The organism is Afipia sp. P52-10 (genome assembly GCF_000516555.1).
Lineage (GTDB): Bacteria > Pseudomonadota > Alphaproteobacteria > Rhizobiales > Xanthobacteraceae > P52-10.
This window is the reverse complement of the sequence record NZ_AZSJ01000003.1, coordinates 437,688-458,254: the sequence shown is the minus strand read 5'-3', so window position 1 is coordinate 458,254 and position 20,567 is coordinate 437,688. Positions and strand designations below refer to the sequence as shown.

Annotated in this window: 19 protein-coding genes; 10 read left to right on the top strand and 9 right to left on the bottom strand. The window is 64.3% G+C overall.

Going from position 1 to position 20,567, the window contains the following annotated elements; all coding sequences use genetic code 11:
* Positions 1-104 precede the first annotated feature (104 nt).
* The 3 genes from X566_RS03480 to X566_RS23825 all read right to left on the bottom strand — a co-directional run bounded on the left by X566_RS03480 (position 105) and on the right by X566_RS23825 (position 2,109).
* Positions 105-1,070: a helix-turn-helix domain-containing GNAT family N-acetyltransferase gene (locus X566_RS03480; RefSeq protein ID WP_051443844.1), complete on the bottom strand. Its 966-nt coding sequence runs from the start codon at positions 1,068-1,070 to the stop codon at positions 105-107.
* Between the two features lie 100 nt (positions 1,071-1,170).
* Positions 1,171-1,743, bottom strand: coding sequence for a glycosyl transferase (locus tag X566_RS03475; protein ID WP_034463494.1), 573 nt, complete (start codon positions 1,741-1,743; stop codon positions 1,171-1,173).
* Positions 1,744-1,851: 108 nt separating this feature from the next.
* Positions 1,852-2,109, bottom strand: coding sequence for a DUF3551 domain-containing protein (locus X566_RS23825; protein WP_244434668.1), 258 nt, complete (start codon positions 2,107-2,109; stop codon positions 1,852-1,854).
* A gap of 299 nt (positions 2,110-2,408) precedes the next feature.
* On the opposite strand from X566_RS23825, the gene X566_RS03465 reads away from it, so the two are divergent.
* From X566_RS03465 to X566_RS03450, 4 genes are all read left to right on the top strand, one after another.
* Positions 2,409-3,551, top strand: a complete 1,143-nt coding sequence (locus X566_RS03465) for a PA0069 family radical SAM protein (RefSeq protein ID WP_034463491.1) — start codon at positions 2,409-2,411, stop codon at positions 3,549-3,551.
* 198 nt (positions 3,552-3,749) lie between these two features.
* The gene (locus X566_RS03460) at positions 3,750-4,460 is read left to right on the top strand and encodes a ribonuclease HII (protein WP_343213033.1); all 711 of its coding nucleotides are present in this window, start codon (positions 3,750-3,752) and stop codon (positions 4,458-4,460) included.
* Between the two features lie 239 nt (positions 4,461-4,699).
* Positions 4,700-6,223, top strand: a complete 1,524-nt coding sequence (locus tag X566_RS03455; RefSeq protein WP_034463489.1) for a glycosyltransferase family 39 protein — start codon at positions 4,700-4,702, stop codon at positions 6,221-6,223.
* Between the two features lie 86 nt (positions 6,224-6,309).
* Complete coding sequence (locus X566_RS03450; protein WP_034463487.1) at positions 6,310-7,626, top strand: NCS2 family permease; 1,317 nt, start codon at positions 6,310-6,312, stop codon at positions 7,624-7,626.
* A 146-nt stretch (positions 7,627-7,772) separates the two neighbouring features.
* On the opposite strand, the gene X566_RS03445 is transcribed toward X566_RS03450, so the two are convergent.
* From X566_RS03445 to X566_RS03435, 3 genes are read right to left on the bottom strand one after another with little or no spacing between them, the layout of a single operon-like run.
* Positions 7,773-8,543, bottom strand: coding sequence for an ABC transporter permease (locus tag X566_RS03445; protein WP_081740036.1), 771 nt, complete (start codon positions 8,541-8,543; stop codon positions 7,773-7,775).
* Entirely contained in the window at positions 8,540-9,370 is an 831-nt protein-coding gene (locus tag X566_RS03440; RefSeq protein WP_034463486.1) for an ABC transporter ATP-binding protein, read from the bottom strand. Before X566_RS03440 ends, X566_RS03445 begins: the two co-directional genes overlap by 4 nt.
* 26 nt (positions 9,371-9,396) lie before the next feature.
* The gene (locus X566_RS03435; RefSeq protein WP_206538681.1) at positions 9,397-10,389 is read right to left on the bottom strand and encodes an ABC transporter substrate-binding protein; all 993 of its coding nucleotides are present in this window, start codon (positions 10,387-10,389) and stop codon (positions 9,397-9,399) included.
* Between the two features lie 442 nt (positions 10,390-10,831).
* On the opposite strand from X566_RS03435, the gene X566_RS03430 reads away from it, so the two are divergent.
* Positions 10,832-12,067: a cytochrome P450 gene (locus X566_RS03430; RefSeq protein WP_034463483.1), complete on the top strand. Its 1,236-nt coding sequence runs from the start codon at positions 10,832-10,834 to the stop codon at positions 12,065-12,067.
* A 94-nt stretch (positions 12,068-12,161) separates the two neighbouring features.
* On the opposite strand, the gene X566_RS03425 is transcribed toward X566_RS03430, so the two are convergent.
* Complete coding sequence (locus X566_RS03425) at positions 12,162-13,376, bottom strand: MFS transporter (RefSeq protein ID WP_034463480.1); 1,215 nt, start codon at positions 13,374-13,376, stop codon at positions 12,162-12,164.
* 206 nt (positions 13,377-13,582) lie between these two features.
* Here X566_RS03425 and X566_RS03420 point away from each other — a divergent pair, with 206 nt between their 5' ends.
* The 5 genes from X566_RS03420 (at position 13,583) to X566_RS03400 (ending at position 19,161) form a co-directional block, all read left to right on the top strand.
* Positions 13,583-14,749 carry a M20 aminoacylase family protein gene (locus X566_RS03420; RefSeq protein ID WP_034463478.1) on the top strand — a complete coding sequence of 389 codons (1,167 nt, stop codon included), beginning with the start codon at positions 13,583-13,585 and terminating at the stop codon, positions 14,747-14,749.
* Between the two features lie 65 nt (positions 14,750-14,814).
* Positions 14,815-15,630 (top strand): SDR family NAD(P)-dependent oxidoreductase, encoded by an 816-nt coding sequence (locus X566_RS03415; RefSeq protein WP_034467723.1) that lies wholly within the window; start codon positions 14,815-14,817, stop codon positions 15,628-15,630.
* 273 nt (positions 15,631-15,903) lie between these two features.
* On the top strand, positions 15,904-16,896 hold the full coding sequence (locus X566_RS03410; RefSeq protein WP_034463476.1) for a tripartite tricarboxylate transporter substrate binding protein: 993 nt from the start codon (positions 15,904-15,906) through the stop codon (positions 16,894-16,896).
* Between the two features lie 219 nt (positions 16,897-17,115).
* Positions 17,116-18,108: a tripartite tricarboxylate transporter substrate binding protein gene (locus X566_RS03405; protein WP_034463474.1), complete on the top strand. Its 993-nt coding sequence runs from the start codon at positions 17,116-17,118 to the stop codon at positions 18,106-18,108.
* 165 nt (positions 18,109-18,273) lie between these two features.
* Positions 18,274-19,161: an NAD(P)-dependent oxidoreductase gene (locus tag X566_RS03400; protein ID WP_034463471.1), complete on the top strand. Its 888-nt coding sequence runs from the start codon at positions 18,274-18,276 to the stop codon at positions 19,159-19,161.
* Position 19,162: 1 nt separating this feature from the next.
* On the opposite strand, the gene X566_RS03395 is transcribed toward X566_RS03400, so the two are convergent.
* On the bottom strand, positions 19,163-19,555 hold the full coding sequence (locus X566_RS03395; RefSeq protein WP_034463467.1) for an ASCH domain-containing protein: 393 nt from the start codon (positions 19,553-19,555) through the stop codon (positions 19,163-19,165).
* A 26-nt stretch (positions 19,556-19,581) separates the two neighbouring features.
* Positions 19,582-20,418: a uracil-DNA glycosylase gene (locus tag X566_RS03390; RefSeq protein WP_034463464.1), complete on the bottom strand. Its 837-nt coding sequence runs from the start codon at positions 20,416-20,418 to the stop codon at positions 19,582-19,584.
* Positions 20,419-20,567 lie beyond the last annotated feature (149 nt).

The window sequence follows — 20,567 nt, the reverse complement described above, 5'->3', positions numbered from 1 at the left end:
CTGCCATGCGTCGCGATAGGCCGCGCAGCGCAGGCGGCGGGCATTGGCGCGATGGAAGGCAAGGAGCGCGGCGCTGATGCGCGGCGGCTCGCTGCCCGCGCCGCTCACAGCGCGAGCGTCCAGGTTTCGCCGACGAGATCGGCACCGAAACTATGGTGCGGCTTCGTCTCGACCAGGCGGAAGCCTGCGTCCTGGTAGATGCGGCGGGCGGGGATCAGGATGCTCTGGGTCCACAGCGTCACCGACTTGTAGCCTGCTTGCCTGGCGAAGCGCAGGCATTCGCCGACCAGCGCCTTGCCGACGCCGGTGCCGCGGGCACTCGGCTCCACCAGCAGCAGCCGCAGCTTGGCTGTGGTCTTGGTGCCTTTCACCAGCGTCACCGTGCCGGCGCGCTCGCCGTCGATCTCGGCGATCCAGCAGCGTTCCCGTTCCGGATCGTAGGTCTTGACGAACTGCGCGGCGATCTCGGCGACGAGCGCCTCGAAGTCGATGCTCCAGCCGAATTCCTCCGCGTAGAGCGCGCCATGCCGGGAGATGATCCAGCCGACGTCGCCGGCGCGATGGGTGCGCAGCACGATCGGAGATTTGAGCGCTTCGTTCGTCTTCAGCGCGCGCTCGATGTTGTCCATCGCCCGGACGACACGGCCTCGGCGTTCCGGCGCCAGCCCTTGCAGGAAGGTGGTGACGAATTCCTGTGTCCGCTTGTCGAGATCAGCGAACGTTGCGCGGCCCTTCGCGCTGAGCGCGATCTCGACCTGACGCCGGTCGAACGTGGAAGGCTTGCGTGAGAGCAACTGGCGCTGCTGCAGGCTTTGCAACATGCGCGAAAGCTGGCCGGGATCGATCCCGAGGTCGTCCGCCAGTGTCTTTGGCGACAGCGGCTGGCGATGCGCGAGTTCATACAAAATGCGCGCCTCAGGCAACGAGACGCTGGTGTGCAGGTGCTTCGGCTCGATCAAGCCGATCTGGCGTGTGTAGAAGCGGTTGAAACGGCGGACGGCGGCAACATCGGCCTGCAGTCCGTCTAAATCCTGCTCGCCGCGCGTCCTGGTTGCTTGCTGCTTCGCCATGTGGCACCTCGCTACTATTTGACTTTATCAACAAAATTGTGGAGTAAGTCAATTATAGAGGCGCGGCGGCTCCGCGCCGGGCGTCGCGACAAATGGACCGTCAGGTGCCGGCGACGATGCGGCTGCGCAGGATGATGCGGTGCTTGCGACTGAGCTTGGCGAGCAGCTTCTTCTCGGCGCGTTCGGAGCTTGTGTCGTGTCCGCCGAGGTGTTGATAGTGCTGCCGCGCGATCAAGAGGCCCTGGTCGGGCGAAGGGCCGAGCAGCCAGCGCCCGGCGCTCTTCAGCGCGTCGCGCATGCGCGCTTCCGCATAGGGCGACCGGGCGTGGCGGAAGATCGCGGCGCGGGTCTTGGCCGCCAGGCTCGCGTTTTCCATGAATTGGCCGAGCTCGTCGATCCAGTTTCCTTCGAGGATCGCGCCGGCCCGCAGAAACAACAGCCAGTTCGAGCGGGCGGTTTCGGCGCCCTTGCTGAGCCTCGCGCCTGCCGACCCTTGCTGGACCAGATAGTGGCAGCCGGCCACGTCGGCGACACGCTCCATTGCGGCGCTCGATTCCCGATCGACCAGCAGCACGTCCCGGATCAGGCCCGCTGCGGCGCCCGGCACGAGCGCTGCAAGCGTCATGACGACGCTGCGCTCGTCGCCGTCAGCCAATACGATGACACTTAACATGGGCGGTCCGTCACGTCATGGAACTGTCAAGGACCGCACTGTTATCACCTGTCGGAACCGAAATCTGCCTCGATTGCAGGCAGTCGGCGGTGCCGCGTCCGGACCGCGTCAGTCGCGGCTGATTCGGCGCGGGCCTGCCATCGCGTTGTTCGGATTCGAACGTTGCGCGACGCGCGGGTTCAGCACGCAGGATCCGCCGACGCCGCGCACGAAAGCCTGACATTGCTGGAGCGTCGCAAAGCTGCAACTGCCGTCGGTGCCCCATCCGCCGCTGGTGCAATAGGGATATTCGGTTTCGGCTGTCGCCGGGGTGCCGGCCAGAAGCGCGCCGGCTGTCAGGGCTGCTGCCAGTATGAATGAACGCATGACTTGTTCTCCTCGCAATGACGGAAGGCCGCAAAGCCGTCCGGATGTCGGCCTTGAGCTGGTCATTGCGCGGTTCCCCCGAAAGGCTCGCGGTTGCGCCCGCCATCACAAGGCTGCGAGCATTTCATCGATCCTCGCATGGGGCTCTGGCGCAATTGCTTATGTTCTTGTTATGTTCTCATTCTGTGATATGGTGAGTTCAGGCCCGGAGGCTGCCGGCAAAGTGGTGCAGGGCGCCTCGGAGGGCTGCTGGCCCTTATCAATGAGAGGGGCGCGGCTCGCGCCGCGGTCCTGGTCCCATGAGCAAGTCGGTATCATCGTTGCGGCGGAAGAAAGCGGCGGGAGCGGAAACGGTCGTTCCGCAGCATGAGGCTGCAGTCGAGAGCGAACGTCGGCGTGGCCGGGGCGCGCAGTCGAATGCGAGTGGCCGTTACGAGGCGGAGGCGCGGGTCGCTTTCGACGACGGCTGGCAGAGTATCGAGGATCTGCCGCCCTTCAAGACCACGGTCGGCGCCGACAGCGCGCGCAAGGTGATTACCCGCAACGACTCGCCGGACATTGGCTTCGATCGTTCGATCAATCCCTACCGCGGTTGCGAGCACGGCTGCGTCTATTGTTTCGCGCGGCCGACCCACGCTTATCTCGGTCTGTCACCGGGGCTCGACTTCGAATCCAAGCTGTTCGCCAAACATGACGCACCAGCGCTGTTGGAGAAGGAGCTCGCGCATCCTGACTACCAGCCGAAGATGATCGCGATCGGCACCAACACCGATCCCTATCAGCCGATCGAGCGCGACCTGAAGATCATGCGCGGCATCCTCGAGGTGCTGGATCGCGTATCGCATCCGGTCGGCATCGTCACGAAGTCGGCGCTGGTGGTGCGCGACCTCGATATCCTGGAGCGGATGGCCAAGCGCAATCTGGTGAAGGTCGGCCTCTCGGTGACGACGCTGGATTCCAAACTCGCGCGGGCGATGGAGCCGCGCGCCTCGACGCCGACGCGGCGGCTGGAAGCGCTGAAACGGCTGGCCGAGGCGGGCGTGCCGGCGAAGGTGATGGTGTCGCCGATCATTCCGGCGCTGAACGATGCGGAGATGGAACGCATCCTCGACTCGGCGGCGCATATCGGCGTCAAGGAGGCGAGCTATATCCTGCTGCGTCTGCCGTTGGAGGTGCGCGACCTGTTCCGCGAGTGGCTGCTCGCCAACTATCCCGACAAATACCGGCACGTCTTCACGATGATCCGCGATGTCCGTGGTGGCAAAGACTATGACTCGCAGTGGGGCGTGCGGATGAAGGGAACCGGTCCGATGGCCTGGATGATCGGCCGCCGCTTCGAGATCGCCTGCGGCAAGCTCGGGCTGAACAAGAAGCCGGCGCGGCTGACGACGGAGCACTTCGTTCGGCCGCAGAACGGCGGCGGTCAGCTCAGTCTGTTCTGAGGTTCCCGGCACTGTCTGGACCGGGAGAGACAGGCATCGCCGCCCCGGTGGCGAGAATTGCGGCGATAACCCCAGGTCCGGCCCAAGACACGGGTTGCGATTGACGGCAGGCCTCGCCACCATCGCCGCATGATTCGAGCAGCAGCAAAGTTGGCGGCGGACGCAGGCGAGGCGACGAGCCCCGCCGGCAAGGCGAGAATGCGCGCCGCCAAGAGGGCCGACGCCGAAGGCGCCGACGCCAAGAGCAAGGGCGTGAAAGGCCCTAGTGCGAAGCGGGCGCAGGCGCCGACCTTCCGCCGTGAACGCGCGCTACTGACCAAGGGGCTTCGCATCGTCGCCGGCTGCGATGAGGCGGGCCGCGGGCCGCTCGCGGGGCCGGTGGTGGCTGCTGCCGTTGTGCTTGATCCCGCCTGCGTGCCGAAGGGCCTCGACGATTCGAAGAAGCTGACGCGCGAACGCCGCGAAGAACTGTTCGAGGAGATTTGCCGCACCGCCGCTGTTTCGGTGACGGTTGCTTCGGTTGCTCGCATCGAACGCGACAACATTCTGCGAGCGTCGTTGTGGGCGCTGGCGCAGTCGGTGCAGGCGCTGCCCGAGAAGCCGGAGCATGTGTTCGTCGATGGCCGCGACACAATCGATGTAGCCTGCGCGTGTGAGGCGGTGATCGGCGGCGATGCGATCGTTGCTTCGATCGCCGCTGCGTCGATCGTCGCCAAGGTGACCCGCGATCGGCTGATGTGCCGTCTCGCCGTCGATCATCCGGGTTACGGTTTCGAAAGCCATATGGGCTACGGCGTGCCAGCGCATCTGGAAGCGTTGCGCCGCCTCGGACCCACCGCGCATCACCGCCGTCTATTTGCTCCGGTGGCCGCGCTGCTGCAGGGCGCGGACGACTTCGCCTCCGTTTGACGGTTCGGTGCGGTATCGGCCCGCCGGTCGTCCGGTGGATGTCGCTGGCCTGTTCTGTTGCTGCGACGCGCCTGCGCTTTACAGACAACATGGATGGGGCATGATCGAACCGGAACGGCCGCGTTGGTGCGACGTGGAAACCGGGCTTTCCGAAAGGATCGCGCTCAGGCAAACAGATAAGATCATGGGGCGACTCAACGGGCTCGTCCCATGAGCAGATCCCACCATTTCGGCCTGCCATGCGTTTCACCTCCCTGATCGTCGAACTGATCCGTGTGCGGCCCGTGCTGATGTTCTGGGTCGCGGTGCTGGCGCAGGCGATGCTGTGGCTGATCATCCCGTCCTTGCTTTACGCGAGTCCGCCCGGCGACCTGGCTATGAGTTTGGCCTATGGCCGGGAATACATGATGGGCGTCGGTAACGAGCCGCCGCTGGCCTATTGGCTCGCGGACATCGTCTTCCGTCTCGCCGGAAACCATGTGTTCGGTCTCTATCTCCTGTCGCAGGTCTGTTTCGCCGTCGCGTTCCTGGCGGTCTTCCGCCTCGGCAGCGCGATCGTCGGCCCGCAGCAGGCCGTGGTCGCGGTGCTGCTGACGGCCACGGTCCTGACCTTCTCCTTTCCGCAGGTCGAGTTCAGGCCGGAGATTTTGGCCCAGCCGTTATGGGGGCTGACGCTGCTGGGGGCCTGGCGGGTGCTGGAAGGCCTCAGGAGGGCATGGTTCTCGCTGTCGATCGCCGCGGGGTTGTTGTTGCTCACCACCAATGCGGCAGTTCCGCTGCTGGTGCTGTTGATCACTTTTGCGCTGGGGACCGCGCGTGGCCGGCGCGCGCTCGCCTCGGCCGATGCGGCGCTGGCGGCCGTGGTCGTGCTGGTACTGGTGCTGCCTTATGCGGTTTACGTGTGGCGCACGGGAACGAGTTCGCCGTTTGCGCTGTCCGATGTATCGGCGCCGGAAGGATGGCTCTGGCGCTGGGCGATGTTCGCGGGTTATCTGCTGCTGGCGCTCGCCGGCATTGCGCTGCTGGGGATCGTCAATGCGCGCCGATTCAATAGCGCCGAAACGCGTGCGCCGGTGATTTACCGTCCGCCGATCGATCCGTTGGCGCGGCCGTTCGTCTACGGTTTTGCGGTTGTGCCGGCGCTGCTGTTCAGCTTGGCGTCGGCGCTGCTCGGCTGGCCGCATCTGCTCGGCGGCGGCGGCACGCTGTTGCTGCTGTCGGGTCTCGCGGCGGTGGTCGCCGCCGGTGATCTGATCGCGTTCCGCCGGCAGCGCCTGTTGCGCACGCTCTGGCTCTGGATCGTTGCCGCGCCAGCGCTGTACCTTCTCGGGATGACGCTGGTGCAGCCACTGGTTGCCGCAACCGACATCAAGACGATGTTTCCCGCGCGCGCCATCGGTACGTTCTTCGGCGATAGCTTCCAGCGCCGCACCGGTCAGCCGCTGCGCGCGGTCGCGGGCGATCCGGAGCTTGCCGCACTAATCAGCGTGACCGCGCCGGGCCGGCCGCGTTTGCTGCTCGATGCGACGCCGGAAAAGACGCCGTGGCTCACGCTCGAGACTTTCCGGCAGAGCGGCGGCGTGGTGGTCTGGCGTGCGGCCGATACCGCGGGTACGCCGCCGGAGGATATCGCTCGTCGTTTTCCCGGCCTGGTGCCGGAAGTGCCGCGCACGTTCTCGCGTTATCTGAACGGCCGTCAGCCCATGTTGCGGATCGGTTGGGCAATCATCCGGCCGCAGCAGCAGGTCGGCGCAGCAAAATAGAGCCTCTCTCCAGTGGAAAACCGCCCACGTGGCTCGCGCCCGGTGGCAGCGGCTCTATGCTTCACAGCAGCGGCTGCGAGGGCAATATGGAACAGAAGACCGGTTTTCTCGAACGCCAGTTCGGGCTGAGCGCGCACGGCACGTCAGTTCGCACCGAATTCATCGCTGGTCTCACCACGTTCCTGACGATGGTCTACATCGTCTTCGTCAACCCGACGATCCTCGGTGCTGCGGGGTTGGACAAGGGCGCGGTTTTCGTCGCCACCTGCATCGCCGCCGCGGTGTCGACCCTGGTGATGGCATTCTACGCCAACTATCCGATCGGGTTGGCGCCCGGCATGGGGCTGAACGCGTTCTTCGCCTTCACGGTCGTCCTCGGCTATAAATATACCTGGCAGCAGGCGCTTGCAGCCGTCTTCCTCTCGGGTGTGCTGTTTTTCTTGCTCTCGATCTTTCGCGTCCGCGAGTATGTGATCAACGCGATCCCCCGCAACCTCAAGTTCGCGATTTCCGCGGGCGTCGGCTTATTCCTTGGCATCATCGCATTGGAGCAGGCCAAGATCGTCGTCGCCCATCCGGTGACGCTGGTGACGCTCGGACCGCTCACGGGCTTCGATCACCTGCCCGCGGTCCTCTCTCTGCTCGGTTTCGTGCTGATCGTCGCGTTGAATGCGCGCCATGTCGTCGGCGGTACGCTGCTCGGCATCCTGGCCGTGTCGCTGCTCGGCCTGCCGTTTGGGCTCGCGAGCTTTGGCGGCGTCGTGTCGCTGCCGCCGTCGCTGGCACCGACATTGCTGCAACTCGATTTCTCGCGTGCGTTCGAACTGACGTTCATCATCGTCGTGTTCTCGTTCCTGTTCATCGACGTGTTCGACAATGCCGGCACGTTGATCGGCGTGACCCATCGTGCCGGCCTGACAGATCAGGATGGCAATCTGCCGCGTATGAAGCAGGCGTTGATCGCCGACAGCTTCGCCGCGATGTTCGGTTCGCTGATCGGTACCTCGACCACGACGAGCTATATCGAGAGCGCATCCGGTGTCGCTGCCGGCGGCCGCACCGGTCTGACGGCGGTGTTCGTCGCGCTGTTCTTTCTCCTGGCCCTGTTCTTCGCGCCACTCGCAGGCATGGTGCCGGCCTATGCCTCGTCGGCGGCTCTGCTCTATGTCGCCTGCGTGATGGCGCGCGGACTCGCCGAGATGAACTGGGACGATGTTACCGAATACGCGCCGGCGGTGGTGGCTGCGATCGCGATGCCGTTGACCTATTCGATCGCCACTGGAATCGGCCTCGGCTTCATCACCTATGCGCTGGCGAAGCTCATCTCGGGCAAGATTGCGGAGGCGAAGCCTGCGGTGCTGGTGCTGGCGCTGCTGTTTGCGGGCAAGTTTGCGATCGGCTGATGTGGTTCAGTCGACCGAACGTGGATGCATGACGGCCGGGCTCTCTCATCGATCACCCCCGCCGATGCCTTGCTGTGCGCTCCGCAAAACGTTGATGCCCGGCACGAGGCCGGGCATCACGCAAGACGTCCTCTGTGATCCAGTAGTTACCGCCAGCGCAGCAGGCGATTTTCCAGCGAAGTCATCCCCCAGCTGATCGCCACGCCAATCAGCGACAACAGGAAGATGATGCCGAACACGCCATTAGTCTTGAAGCTCGCCGCCAGCACCGACAGCGTCTGGCCGAGGCCGTGCTCGGAGGCGAGGATCTCCGCGCCGATCACGCCGAGCAACGCGAACACGAGGCCGAGACGCAGCCCGTTGAAGATCACCGGCACCGCGCTCGGCAGCACGAACTTGCGGAAGATCTGCGACTCGCTTGCGCCGAGCGTGCGCGCCAGCGTGACATGATCCGGATTGACGCCCCGGCCTCCGGCCACCGTACTGGTCAGCACGATGAAGAAGGTGAGGCTAAATCCAACGGCGACTTTGGATCCGAGGCCGAGGCCGAACCAGATGATGAACAACGGCGCCAGCGCAATGCGTGGCATCGCGTTCAGTGCGGTCAGCATCGGGTTGAACACCGCCTCCGTCGAGGGCGAGGTGACGAACAGCATGCCGACCAGGATGCCGGCGACGCTGCCAAGCAGGAATGCCAGCACCGTGCCGCCCATCGACCAGTAGAAATCGCTCAGCAGGCTGCGGGTGACGAACAGCTCGTCCCAGAGATACTGCGCGATGCCGCTCGGCTTGCCGATCAGGATCGGGTCGATCAGTTTGGCATCGGCTACCCATTCCCACAGCGCGAAGAATGCCGCCAGGAAAACGATGCGCGCGACCCAGATCATCGGGCCGCTCAACCGCCGTTGATCGTTCATTGGCTCAATCCTTCTTCCAGCTTGCTCCAGACCTGCGAGTACAGCTCGTGGTAATGCGGATCCTTCTGCAGGGCTCGCACCGAGCGGGGCCGGCCGAGAGTGATCGGCACGTCGGCGATGATACGACCTGGCCGCGAACTCATGACGATCACGCGGTCGGACATTGATACGGCCTCGGAAAGGTCGTGGGTGATGAAGATCACCGTGCGGCGTTCGCGCTGCCATAGCGACAGCAGCACGTCCTCGAGTTGCAGCTTGGTCTGCGCATCGAGGGCGCCGAACGGCTCGTCCATCAAAAGGATCGGCGAATCGAGCGAGAAGGTGCGGGCGAGCGCAACACGCTGGCGCATGCCTTGCGACAGCGCCTTCGGGTAGGCATTCTCGAAGCCTTTCAGGCCAACCTTTTCCAAGAGGTCGAGCGCGCGGGCACGGCGTTGCTCGGCGGGCACGCCGCGGACCTCGGTGCCGAGCTCGGCGTTGCCGAGTGCGGTCCGCCAGGGCGCGAGCGCGTCCCGGGCCAGCATGTAGGCGAGGTCGTGGGTGCCGGTGACCGGAGGCTTGCCGTTGACCAGCAGCCGGCCACGGCCGGCGCCGGGCGGCAGCAGACCTGCCGCGTAGTTCAACAGCGTGGTCTTGCCGCAGCCGCTCGGGCCGACGATCGAGACGAACTCGCCCGGCGCGATGTCGAGCGAGAATTCCGAGACGGCGGTGAGGTTCGCCGCTTCGAACACCACCGACACCTTGTCGAAGATCACCGAGCCGGGTGCGGGATGGCTTGAGGGAACGGCGCCGCTTTGAGCCTGCGCCGGTTGCGTGGCCATGTTCATGATACGAGCTTTCGTGTTGTCCGGGATCAGGGTGTCTGAGGAGCCTTGTCCCAGAGAACCTTCTTCGCATCGACCTTCACGTCGATGATCTTGTTCTCGTAGCTGAAGTCCATGATCTCCTGCAGCGCGGAGACCTTGACCTTCAGGTCCTTGCTGTAGGCCGGGATCACGCTCTTGATCCAGGCCCGCCGCATATCGTCGGCCCCCGCCATGTCGCCGAACGAGATGATCGGCGTGTAGATCTTGACCAGCTCTTCGAAATTCTTCGGATCGTTGAACCAGTCCGCGGCGTCCTTCATGGCGGCATAGAAGGCCTCCATCAGCTTCGGGTTGCTCTCCGCCATTTCGCGGCGCGCGGCGAAGATGACGTTGGCGCCGATGGTCGCTGCCAGCGACTTCGGTCCTTCGCCGACCGTCATGTCGATCACGGTTTCGCAGGTCTTGTTGAACTGGCAGAGCTGCGTCAGCGGCTGATACATAATGATGGCGTCGATCTGCTTGCCGATCGCGAGTGCCGTATAGCCGGTGTTCGGAGCGCCGATCGCGACATAGGTGACGTCTTCGGGCTTGAGGCCGCCATCCTTCAGCATGGCGTTGAAGTACTTTTCGCTCGACGTGCCGCGTGCGGCGACGCCGATGCGCTTGCCTTTGAAGTCCTGCATGATCGCCGGATAGCCCTTCGGCCGGTTCGGCAGCGGCACGTCGTTGCGGACGCTGACCGAGAGCACATTGGCCGGCAGGCTGGTGCCGACGATCACCACGTCGGCGCCGGCGACGACCGCTGCGCCGACCAGGTCAGCCCCGCCTTGGGTGAAGTCGATGGTCTTGCCGACCAGCGCCTGCAGACCGAGCGAGGTCGAGTTGATGGTCTTGATCTCGCATTTGAAATTGTACTTCTCGCAGAAGCCTTTTTCCTTGGCGACGATCGCGTGCATGTTGCCGGTGGTGGAGGCGTAGTTCTGGATACCGACGGTTTCTCCGTTGGCGCGCGGCGTCTGCGCCATCGCGGGTGCGCTCATGCTCGTGATTGCCAGCGCCGCAGCGATCAAAGCGCTTTGGCGCAGGGTAGCATGGCGCAAGATAGCCGGTATCATCGGTCGTTCTCCCCTTGGACTGATATTCTTGTTTGGATTGAGATTCTTATGATTGATTGGGTGGAATACTGGACCCAGCCCTTTTGCAAGGCAACGGAAATCACGCGCCGCTGGCGTACCTCAACGTAACGTGTGCGGCCCGCGACACATGTCTGCATAGAGGCATGCACATTTCTATAGCGACGGCGTGTTGGGCCGGTCCGATCACATTTTCGAAATGCCGAGCTTTGCAGCTTGCCAAATGCAGGAAAGCCTTCTCGCCAGCGCATTTCAAATGCGAGTACCGGCCATCCGGCCGATCGCCTAGAATGTATTCCGCATTGCGAAAACGATACGTGCAAAACGACAAGAGAGGGACGAGACGCGCATGAACGAAGCCGTCAGAAACGCTGCGCCAGCGGCCGGGCCTGCCTTCAATCCGCTATCGCCGGATTTCATCCGTAACCCTTACCCGTTTTACGAGTATCTGCGGACCCACGCGCCGATGATGAAGACGCCAATCGGCGCCTATCTCGTCAGCCGGAATGCGGATGTCGCACAGGTTCTGCGCGATCGCCGCTTCGGCAAAGATTTCGCCGGCCGCACGGTTGCACGCTACGGCGAAGGCATCCTCGACGAGCCGGTGTTCCGATCGATGAGCCACTGGATGTTGACGCAGGATCCGCCGGACCACACCCGTCTGCGCGGGCTGGTGGTGAAGGCATTCACCGCGCGGCGGGTCGAAGACATGCGGCCGCGCATCCAGGCGATCGTTGACGATTCGATCGACCGGGTGGAAAGGGCCGGCCGCATGGACCTGATCGCCGATTTCGCCTTTCGCCTGCCGGTGATCGTCATCTGCGACATGCTTGGGATTCCGGAGGAAGACCGCGAATTGTTCTTTATGCGCGAGCGCACGGGCGGGCGGCTGCTCGATCCGGTTCCGCTGACGCGCGCGGAGATCGATGAAGCCAACCAGAACCATCAGAACTCGCTGGATTACTTCCTGAAGCTGTTCGAGCTGCGCCGTCGCCAGCCTGGTGACGACCTGACGACCCAGCTCGTGCAGGCGGAGGATGATGGCAACAAGCTCACCAACGAGGAGCTTTGCGGCAATATCATTCTCCTGTTCGGCGCCGGTCACGAAACCACCGTCAACCTGATCGGCAACGGCCTGTTGGCGCTGCATCGCAATCCGGACCAGCTTGAGCTGCTGAAGAGCCGGCCGGAGCTGACGCCCAATGCGATCGAGGAGTTCCTGCGTTACGATTCGTCGGTGCAGGTCACGGGACGCGTCGCGCTGGAGGACATGGGCGAGATCGGCGGGCAGGAGATCAAGAAGGGCGATTCCGTGATGTGCATGCTCGGCTCGGCCAATCGCGATCCGCAGGCCTATGCCGAGCCCGACAAGCTCGACGTGGCCCGAAAGAACATTCGCCCGCACTCGTTCGGCGGCGGCATCCATCACTGCCTCGGGGCGCAGCTTGCGCGCATCGAGGCCGAGGTTGCGATCGCGACGCTGCTGCGGCGGTTGCCCACCCTGAGAATCGATGACGTCGAGAACCCCGAGTGGCGGCCGACCTTCGTGCTGCGCGGGCTGAAGCGGTTGCCGGCGAGCTGGTGAGGAAAGCGCCATTGGCGAGGCATCTTAAGCTTGCGTGTGTCGCCGGCTTAGCTCGGAGTTTCTGGATCGGCGCTCTATCATGCCGCTGCGGCCACTACGCCGCCGTGGCGGCGCGGCGTTTCGCTATGGTACTGGCTGCAAGAAACAGAAGGGCGAGGGCGACCAGCGGCAGCACCACGATGTTGACCGCGTCCCAACCATAGCTCGACAGCAGCTGGCCACTCGACAGCGAGCCGAGCGCCATCATTCCGAACACCAGGAAGTCGTTGAAGGCTTGAGTCTTGTTGCGCTCCTCGGGCCGGTGCGTCTCGACCACCAGGGCGGTCGCCGCGACGAACGAGAAGTTCCAACCGAGCCCCAGCACGATCAGCACCGCCCAGAAATGCATCGCACTGATTCCGGACAGGCCGATGCAGGCGGCTGCGGCTTCCAGGAGGAGGCCAACCGCGACCATGGTCGTGGTGCCGAAGCGCGCGATCAGCATCCCGGTGAAGAAGCTCGGCCCGAACATCGAAACGATGTGCCACTGCAGGCCGAAATTGGAATCGCTGACGGTCAATCCGCACAGCTTCATCGCGAGCGGCGCCGAAGTCATCACCAGATTCATCATCGTATAGGAGACGACGCCGCAGACGGCGGCGGCGATGAAGCGGGGCTGGCGGATGATGTCGAGCAGCGGCCGGCCGGCGGCGAGTTCGGCCGGCGGCGGTGGCGGTGCATTCACGCCGGACAGCACGATCATCGCGATCAGGGCGACGATCGCCTGCGCCGCGAAGCTCGCCGCGAACAGGTATTGCGGCCAGTAGCCCATGGTCCATTCGACCAGCTGCGGGCCGAGCACGCCGGCGAAAACGCCACCCGCCATCACCCAGGAGATTGCCTTTGGCCGGTACGTGGCGCTCGCGCCGTCGGAGGCGGCGAAGCGATAGGAGTGGGCGACGGCGCCGTAAAGCCCGCCGAGGAACGCGGCCATGCAGAACAGCGCGAACGAACCCATGACGATGGCGGTGGCCGCGAGCAGGCCACACAGGGCACCGCAGCCAGAGCCGATGATGAAGGCGACGCGGCGACCGAAGCGTCGCGAGATGGCGCCGGTCGGCAGCGTACCCGCGGCAAGGCCGATGACGTAGGTCGAGATCGGCAGCGTCGCCAAAGCCATGCTGGGCGCAAGCGTCGCGCCGACGATCGAGCCGGTCGCGAAGATCACCGCCGCATTGGCGCCGGCCAGCGCCTGGGCGAGGGCGAGACGAAACACGTTGGCGCGGGCGTGGGCATCGCCTGCAGCGTCGTCAGCAGTTGTTGTGGTCATCGTCCCGGCACCCTCGTTTACGCTATGTTTCTTCGTTCTTGGCGCCTCGTCGCCCCTGCCCCACGTAAAACGCATCTGGAGCACGGTCCCCTGAGTCGGTATCCTCTTGAGACAAGAGCATACGCAAACTGCATCTGGACTGCTTTGTAGCATACAGTGCTAAGTTATGACATCAAGTCGGTATATTTATTCTCCTGGAACGGACAATGCCCATCATTGAGCGGATCACGAAGTATCAGGATGAACTCGTCGCCATCCGTCACGATATCCACGCCCATCCTGAACTCGGCTTCGAGGAGGTCCGCACCTCCGGCATCGTTGCGGCGCTGCTGGAGCAATGGGGGATCACGGTCCATCGCGGCCTCGGTGGCACCGGCGTCGTCGGTGAACTGAAGGGCAAGCACGATGGCAATCGTCGGATTGGCCTGCGCGCGGACATGGACGCGCTGCCGATCCAGGAGGCGACCGGCTTGCCGTACGCCTCGACGATCCCCGGCAAGATGCATGCCTGCGGACACGATGGTCATACGACGATGCTTCTCGGGGCCGCGCGCTACCTCGCCGAGACGCGTGATTTCGCGGGCACCGCGGTCTTCGTCTTTCAGCCCGCCGAGGAAGGGCTCGGCGGCGCAAGAGCGATGCTGAAGGACGGGCTGTTCGACAAGTTCCCCTGCGACGAAATCTACGGTCTGCACAATTCACCGAACCGCAAGCCGGGTCGAGTCTCGGTGTTTCCGGGCGCAGCGATGGCGGGGGCCGATTTCTTCGACTTCAAAATCAAGGGGCGAGGCAGCCACGGCGCACGGCCGCAGGAGTCGCGCGATCCGATCATGGCCGCCGTGGCAGTGGCGCAGGCGGTTCAGACCATCGTCAGTCGCAACAACCACCCGCGGACACCGTTGGTGGTGTCGGTGACGCAGATCCATGCGGGGGCCGCCTACAACGTCATTCCGGGTGAGGCGGTCGTCTCCGGCACCGTGCGCGCCTTCTCCGACGATGCGCGGGCGCTGGTGCGCAAGCGCATGCAGGAGATCGCCGTTGGCGTTGCTGCCACCTATGCGGTGGAGATCGACTTCGACTCGCGCGACATCTTCACGGTGCTGGAGAACCATCCCGAGCAGACGGAGGCTTATGCGGAGGTCGCGCGCGAGATTGTCGGCGCCGAAAACCTCTCCACCGCGGTCGAGCCGGTGATGGGCAGTGAGGATTTCGCCGACATGCTGCGCGCAAGGCCCGGTGCGTATTGCTGGGTCGGGCACTCCGGCGGCGTACCGGTGCACAATCCGCAGTACACGTTCGACGATGCGATCATTCCGGTCGGCGCCAGCCTGATGGCGCGTATCGTTGAACGTCGCTTGAGTCCGAACCGATAATCTGCGCAATTCAGAAGTAGCCGGCCTGCGATCGCAAGGCTGGAATCAACATGTGGGAGAAGACGATGGGACAGGTTGAGGGCAAGGTCGCGCTGGTCACCGGCGGCGCGTCCGGCATCGGTGCGGCATGCGCGATGACGCTGGCGCGGGAAGGCGCGAAGGTCGTCGTCACCGACATCGACGATCGCGGCGGCGACAGCGTGGTCAAGGCGATCGCGGGTGCCGGCGGCGAGGCGATCTACCTCCGCCAGGACGTCACCGACGAGGCCCGCTGGGCTGAAATCGTCGCCGAGATCGAGAAGCGCTTCAAGCGTCTCGACGTGCTCGTCTCAAACGCAGGCATTGGCATCGGCGCTCCAACCATTCTCGAGATGACGCTGGCGGACTGGCGGCGGCAAACCGCGATCAACCTCGACGGTGTATTCCTCTCGGTGAAATATTGCATCCCGGCGATGCGCCGCGCTGGCGGCGGCTCGATCGTGATGATGTCGTCGGTGGCGGGTCTGCGTGGTTCCCCGACGCTGGCAGGCTACTGTGCCACCAAGGGTGGCGTGCGGCTGTTCGCCAAGTCGATCGCGATGGAATGCGCCGGCGCCAATGACGGCATCCGCGTCAACTCGGTGCATCCGGGGATCATCGACACGCCGATCTGGGGCAAGATCCCGCGCGAGGCCGCCGGCATGGGTCACAATGCGCCGATGCGGGCGGAGGAGCTTGCCAAGGCCGGTGTGCCGCTTGGCTTCGCCGGCGAGGCGCAGGACATTGCCAATGGCGTCCTGTTCCTGGCCTCCGATGCCTCGCGTTACGTCACCGGCTCGGAGTTGGTGATCGACGGCGGCATCACCTCAGGCAGCGTGCGCCGCGCTCCGCCTCCGCAATAACCAGTGGCGATCATTGAGCGCAGGTGTCAGAGGCGGTCTCATATCAAGCAAACCAGGTCCGCCGGGCGCGAGCGCTACCGCCCGGCGGACCTGACATTTCGCGGGGTGCGCAGGCGTGCCCGCGACCAAGGGTCGCGAATGACGTGTCTGGGCGGTACGCGCACTTGCGCGAAGCGGCCTGAACGACTTTGATCCGCGCCGCATTAGCGAAGAACGGGCCAACCGTCACGCCTCAACGTAGGCATTTCAGTACAAACGGAAGGAAACAGAAGCATGTCTTTGGACGTGACCCGACGGCGTTTGCTTGTCACGGGCGCAGCAGCAGCGGCGTTGCCGATCATCGGTGGAGGGGCGAGAGCGCAGGCGGGCTGGCCGAACAAGCCGATCCGGATCGTCGTGCCGTATCCGGTCGGCGGGCAGACCGATATGATCGCCCGCGCATATGGCGAATACATTGGCCGCCAGCTCGGCCAGACGGTGATCGTCGAGAACAAGTCGGGAGCCGGCGGTATCGTTGGCGCGACGGAGGTCAAGCGCGCAGCGCCGGACGGCTATACGCTGATGCTGTCGATCGGCTCGCCGCTGATCAACAACCGCGTGTTGTTCAAGGAACTGCCCTATGATCCGGACAAGGACTTCATCCTGATTTCCGCGATCACCAGCCAGGGCGTTCCGCTCGTCGCCAGCGAGAAAACCAAAGCGACCAATCTCAAGGAATTCATCGACTACGCCAAGAAAAGCGACAAGATCAGCGTCGGAACTTATGGGGCCGGCACCACCGCGCATATGGCGATCGCCGAGCTCAACACGGAATACGGCACCAACATCGAGGCGGTGCATTATCGTGGTGAGGCGCCGATGTGGGCCGATGTCGCAAGCCAGTCGATCGAGGGTGGCATCGGCAGCTACGTCGCCGCGCTGCCGGTGCTGCAGGCCGGACGCGGCAAGGTGGTTGGCGCGATCGGACGGTCCATCAGCATGGCGCCGGACGTGAAAACGTTCAAGGAACAGGGGGCGACCTCGAAGCTCTTCACCTTGCGCGGGTTCAGCGGCGTGCTGTCGGCGCCGGCGGGGACGTCGATGGAGATCGTGAAGAAGCTCTCTGACTTGATGGTCGCGGCCGGAAAGGACGAGAAGACCCAGACGGCCCTCTCGAATTTCGCCATCGACAAGCCGGTCGGTTACGAGGAGACGCAGACTATCTACAAGGAAGAGGCGCCGCTGACGCTGAAGTTCCTGTCCGCCCTCAACCTGACCCCACAATGATGAATAGACAAGGGCGGATTAGCGATCGACGGCGGGCCGTGAGCCCGCCGTTTTCGTATCCTCTTCGTTTTGTAAGCTTGCGCAATCCTTCGGCCTGAACTCTGATCCTCCATCTTGAGCCGCAGGCGGCCCACGTTGCCCGGCAGGAGCAGTCAGGAAAGGGCGGATCAACCGCCATGTGCCTCAACGAAGGTGCTCAGAAAGGGAAGGGAACAGGACATGTCTTTCGATTGGACGCGCCGCGGTTTGCTCGGCGCGGGCGCCGCACTGGCTGCGGTGCCGCTTCTTGGCTCGCAGGCCAAGGCGCAAACGGGTTGGCCGAGCAAGCCGATCAAGATCATCGTGCCGTATCCGGTCGGCGGCCAGACCGACATGATCGCGCGTGCCTATGGCGAATATATCGGCAAGCAGCTCGGTCAGCCGGTGGTGGTCGAGAACAAGTCGGGTGCGGGCGGTATCGTTGGCGCGACCGAGGTGAAGCGCTCGGCGCCGGACGGCTACACCTTCATGCTGTCGATAGGCTCAGCGCTCATCAACAACCGTGTGTTGTTCAAGGATCTGCCATATGATCCGGATAAGGATTTCGTGCTGGTCGCCGGCATCATCTCCGAGGGCGTTCCGATCGTCGTGAGTGCGAAATGCGGCGCGACCAACCTCAAGGAATTCATCGACTACGCAAAGAAGAGCGACAAGGTCAGCATCGGTACGTTCGGCGCAGGGACGACCGGTCACACCGCCGCGGTCGAGCTCAACAAGCAGTTCGGCACCAACATCGAGCCGGTGCATTACCGCGGCGAAGCGCCGATGTGGGCGGATCTGGCGAGCCAGTCGATCGATGCGGCGGCCGGCAGCTACGTCGCCGCGCTGCCGGTGCTGCAGGCCGGGCGCGGCAAGATCATCGGCACGTCTGGTCTGCCGATCCGGGCGTTGCCGGATGTGAAGCCCTTGCAGGATCAGGGTGCGACCTCGCCGCTGTTCGGCCTGCGCGGCTTTGCCGGGCTGTTGTCGGCGCCGGCGGGGCTGCCCGACGAGATCGTGCGGAAGCTGTCGGCGCTGATGGTCGCCGCGGGTCAGGACGAGAAGACCCAGACGGCGCTGTCCAGTTTCGCGATCCACAAGCCCATCGGTTACGAGGAAACGCGGAAGATCTACACCGAGGAGTCGCCGCAGCTCCTGAAGATTCTGGCCAGCCTCAACTTGACGCCGCAGTAACGGCGGTCGAGGGACTATCGATCAGGCATCGGCGGGCGCAAGCTCGCCGTGCCATATCGCCTCTTCAATTTGCCGCTTGCCGGGCTCGTTTCGCTCAGGTGATCTATGGTGACGGCGTGCGATGGTCCTTCGCACGGCGACAATGAAAAAAGGGGAGGCGTTGTCATGAAGGTCGGATTTATCGGCGTCGGCGCGATGGGCGGACCGATGTCGCGGAACATCGTCGCCAAGTCGAACCACGAGGTTACGGTGTTCGATCTCGATGCGAAGGCGATCGAGGCCTGCATCAAGGCCGGGGCCAAGCGTGGCGCGAGCGTGGCCGACATCGCCTCCTCCAGCGAGGTGGTAATGATGTCGTTGCCGACACCGAAGCATGTGGAGGCGGTGGTGGCCGGTCCCGGTGGTATCGCCGAGCATGCAAAGGCGGGAACGACGGTGATCGACCTCTCCACCAACGCGCCCTCGGTGATCAAGCGCCTCGGCGAATTGTTGGCGGCGAAAGGCGTCACGTTGATCGAGGCGCCCGTGACCGGCGGCGTCATCAAGGCGACCGATGGCACGCTCACCATCATCTGCGGCGGCGATGAAGCGGCGGTGGATCGCCAGCGGCCGTTACTGTCGTCGATCGGCGCGCTGGTCGTACATACCGGACCGCACGGCTCGGCATCGGTCGCCAAGCTGATCAACAACATGCTGGCGCTGTGCAACTCGGCGGTCGCTGCCGAAGGCATGATGATGGCGAAGATGGCCGGTGCCGATCTCGGCAAGATCGTCGAGGTGATCTCGAACGGCTCCGGCAATTCCAGCGCCTTTCGCGGCGTGACGACACGGGCCATGCAGGGCAAGTTCGAGCCGAGCTTCGCGCTGGACCTCGCCTATAAGGATCTTGGTCTCGCGGTCGATCTCGCCACCGAACATGGCGTGCCGGGCATGGTGGCGCCGCAGGTGCTGAACCTGATGCGGCTCGCGCGCGGCATGGGATTCGGCCAGGACGACTCCACCTCCGTCATCAAGGTGTATGAGAACGCGCTCGGCAAGCAGGCGCGGCTGTAGCTCACGCGCCGTCCAGAACCTCGACGAGGCGGAACCGCTCGCACATGAGTATCATGGTTTCGCTGAAGCGTCCCTGGCGGCTGAAGTCATTGCGATGCCCGTCTCGCCAGGGGTCGAGGCTGCGGTCGCCTTCTTCGTAGGCGAACTGGCCATCGAGGTCGCAATCGCGGCGGTAGATGATCTCAATCGTTTCGATGATGCACCGCGGCCGCCCTCGACCGTCGAGGACGATCCACTGTTCCCCCGGCGCAGACGTGTTCGGTTCGTCCTCGGTGCTGCAGGTCGCAGTTTTGCGGCCGCGCAGGACCAGGTCGAGCAGTTCGTCGGCGAGATCCGGACTGTCGCCGAATGCGAAGGAGCGGAGGCCTTGGCAATGGGGAGGGATGGTCGTCATCGCCAGGCCGCGGCGTGATCGGGCTGTCAGGATGTGGCCGCCGCCAGTGCCTTTCTGATGGCCCGCAGGTCCTGCCAGGCCAGGCGCTTGTAGGCGGGCGAACGCAGCAGATAGGCCGGATGGAAGGTCGGCATCGCCTGGATCGTGCGGGTGCCGGTGTCATAGTCGCGCCAGCGGCCGCGTGTGCGCATGATGCCTTCGCGGGTGTTGAGGATACCCTGGCTCGATGGATTGCCGAGGCAGACCAGCACGTCCGGGTTCACCAGCTCGATCTGACGACGGATGAACGGCAGACAAATCTGCGTTTCCTGCGGCGTCGGCGTGCGGTTGCCGGGCGGACGCCAGGGAATGATGTTGGCGATGTAGACGCTGGTGCGGTCGAGGCCGATCGCCGCCAGCATCCGGTCGAGCAGCTTGCCGGACCGGCCGACGAACGGTAGGCCGGCGATATCCTCGTCGCGGCCCGGCGCTTCGCCGACCAGCATCAGCCGGGCCTGCGGATTGCCGTCGGCAAACACCAGCCGTGAGGCGGTGAACTTCAGCGCGCAGCCGTCGAAGGCATCAAGCAAGGCCCGCAACTCGTCGAGGGTGGCGGCGGTGCCGGCTGCCTCACGCGCAGCCATGATCGCGGCGTCAGGCGGTGTTGCCGCCGCCGCAGCCGCAGGGACGGTCCGTGCAGACGCAGGCACTGGCGGCAAGGTCCGCTCCGGCAGGCTCCGCTCGCTTGTCAACGTCGGTTGCGGCGGGGAGACCACCTCGTCGGCGAGGCGATTGACCGGTGTTTCTTCCAGCGCGCAATCGACCCCCGCCTCCACGTAGAAGGCCAGCAGTTCCTGCAGGGTGGGAAGGCGCTCGGGCATCATGACCCTCGTCTTATGAGACAGGCATGTGGCCGCAGCAAGGAGCGAGTCTGTGGACAGCGGGGCTGGATTACGTGTGCCGGCATGGCAGTCCTGCCGATGCGGGAATGGCGGGAAGGCTGTGCTCCAGTAGTGTTGCGGACAAGAAAATT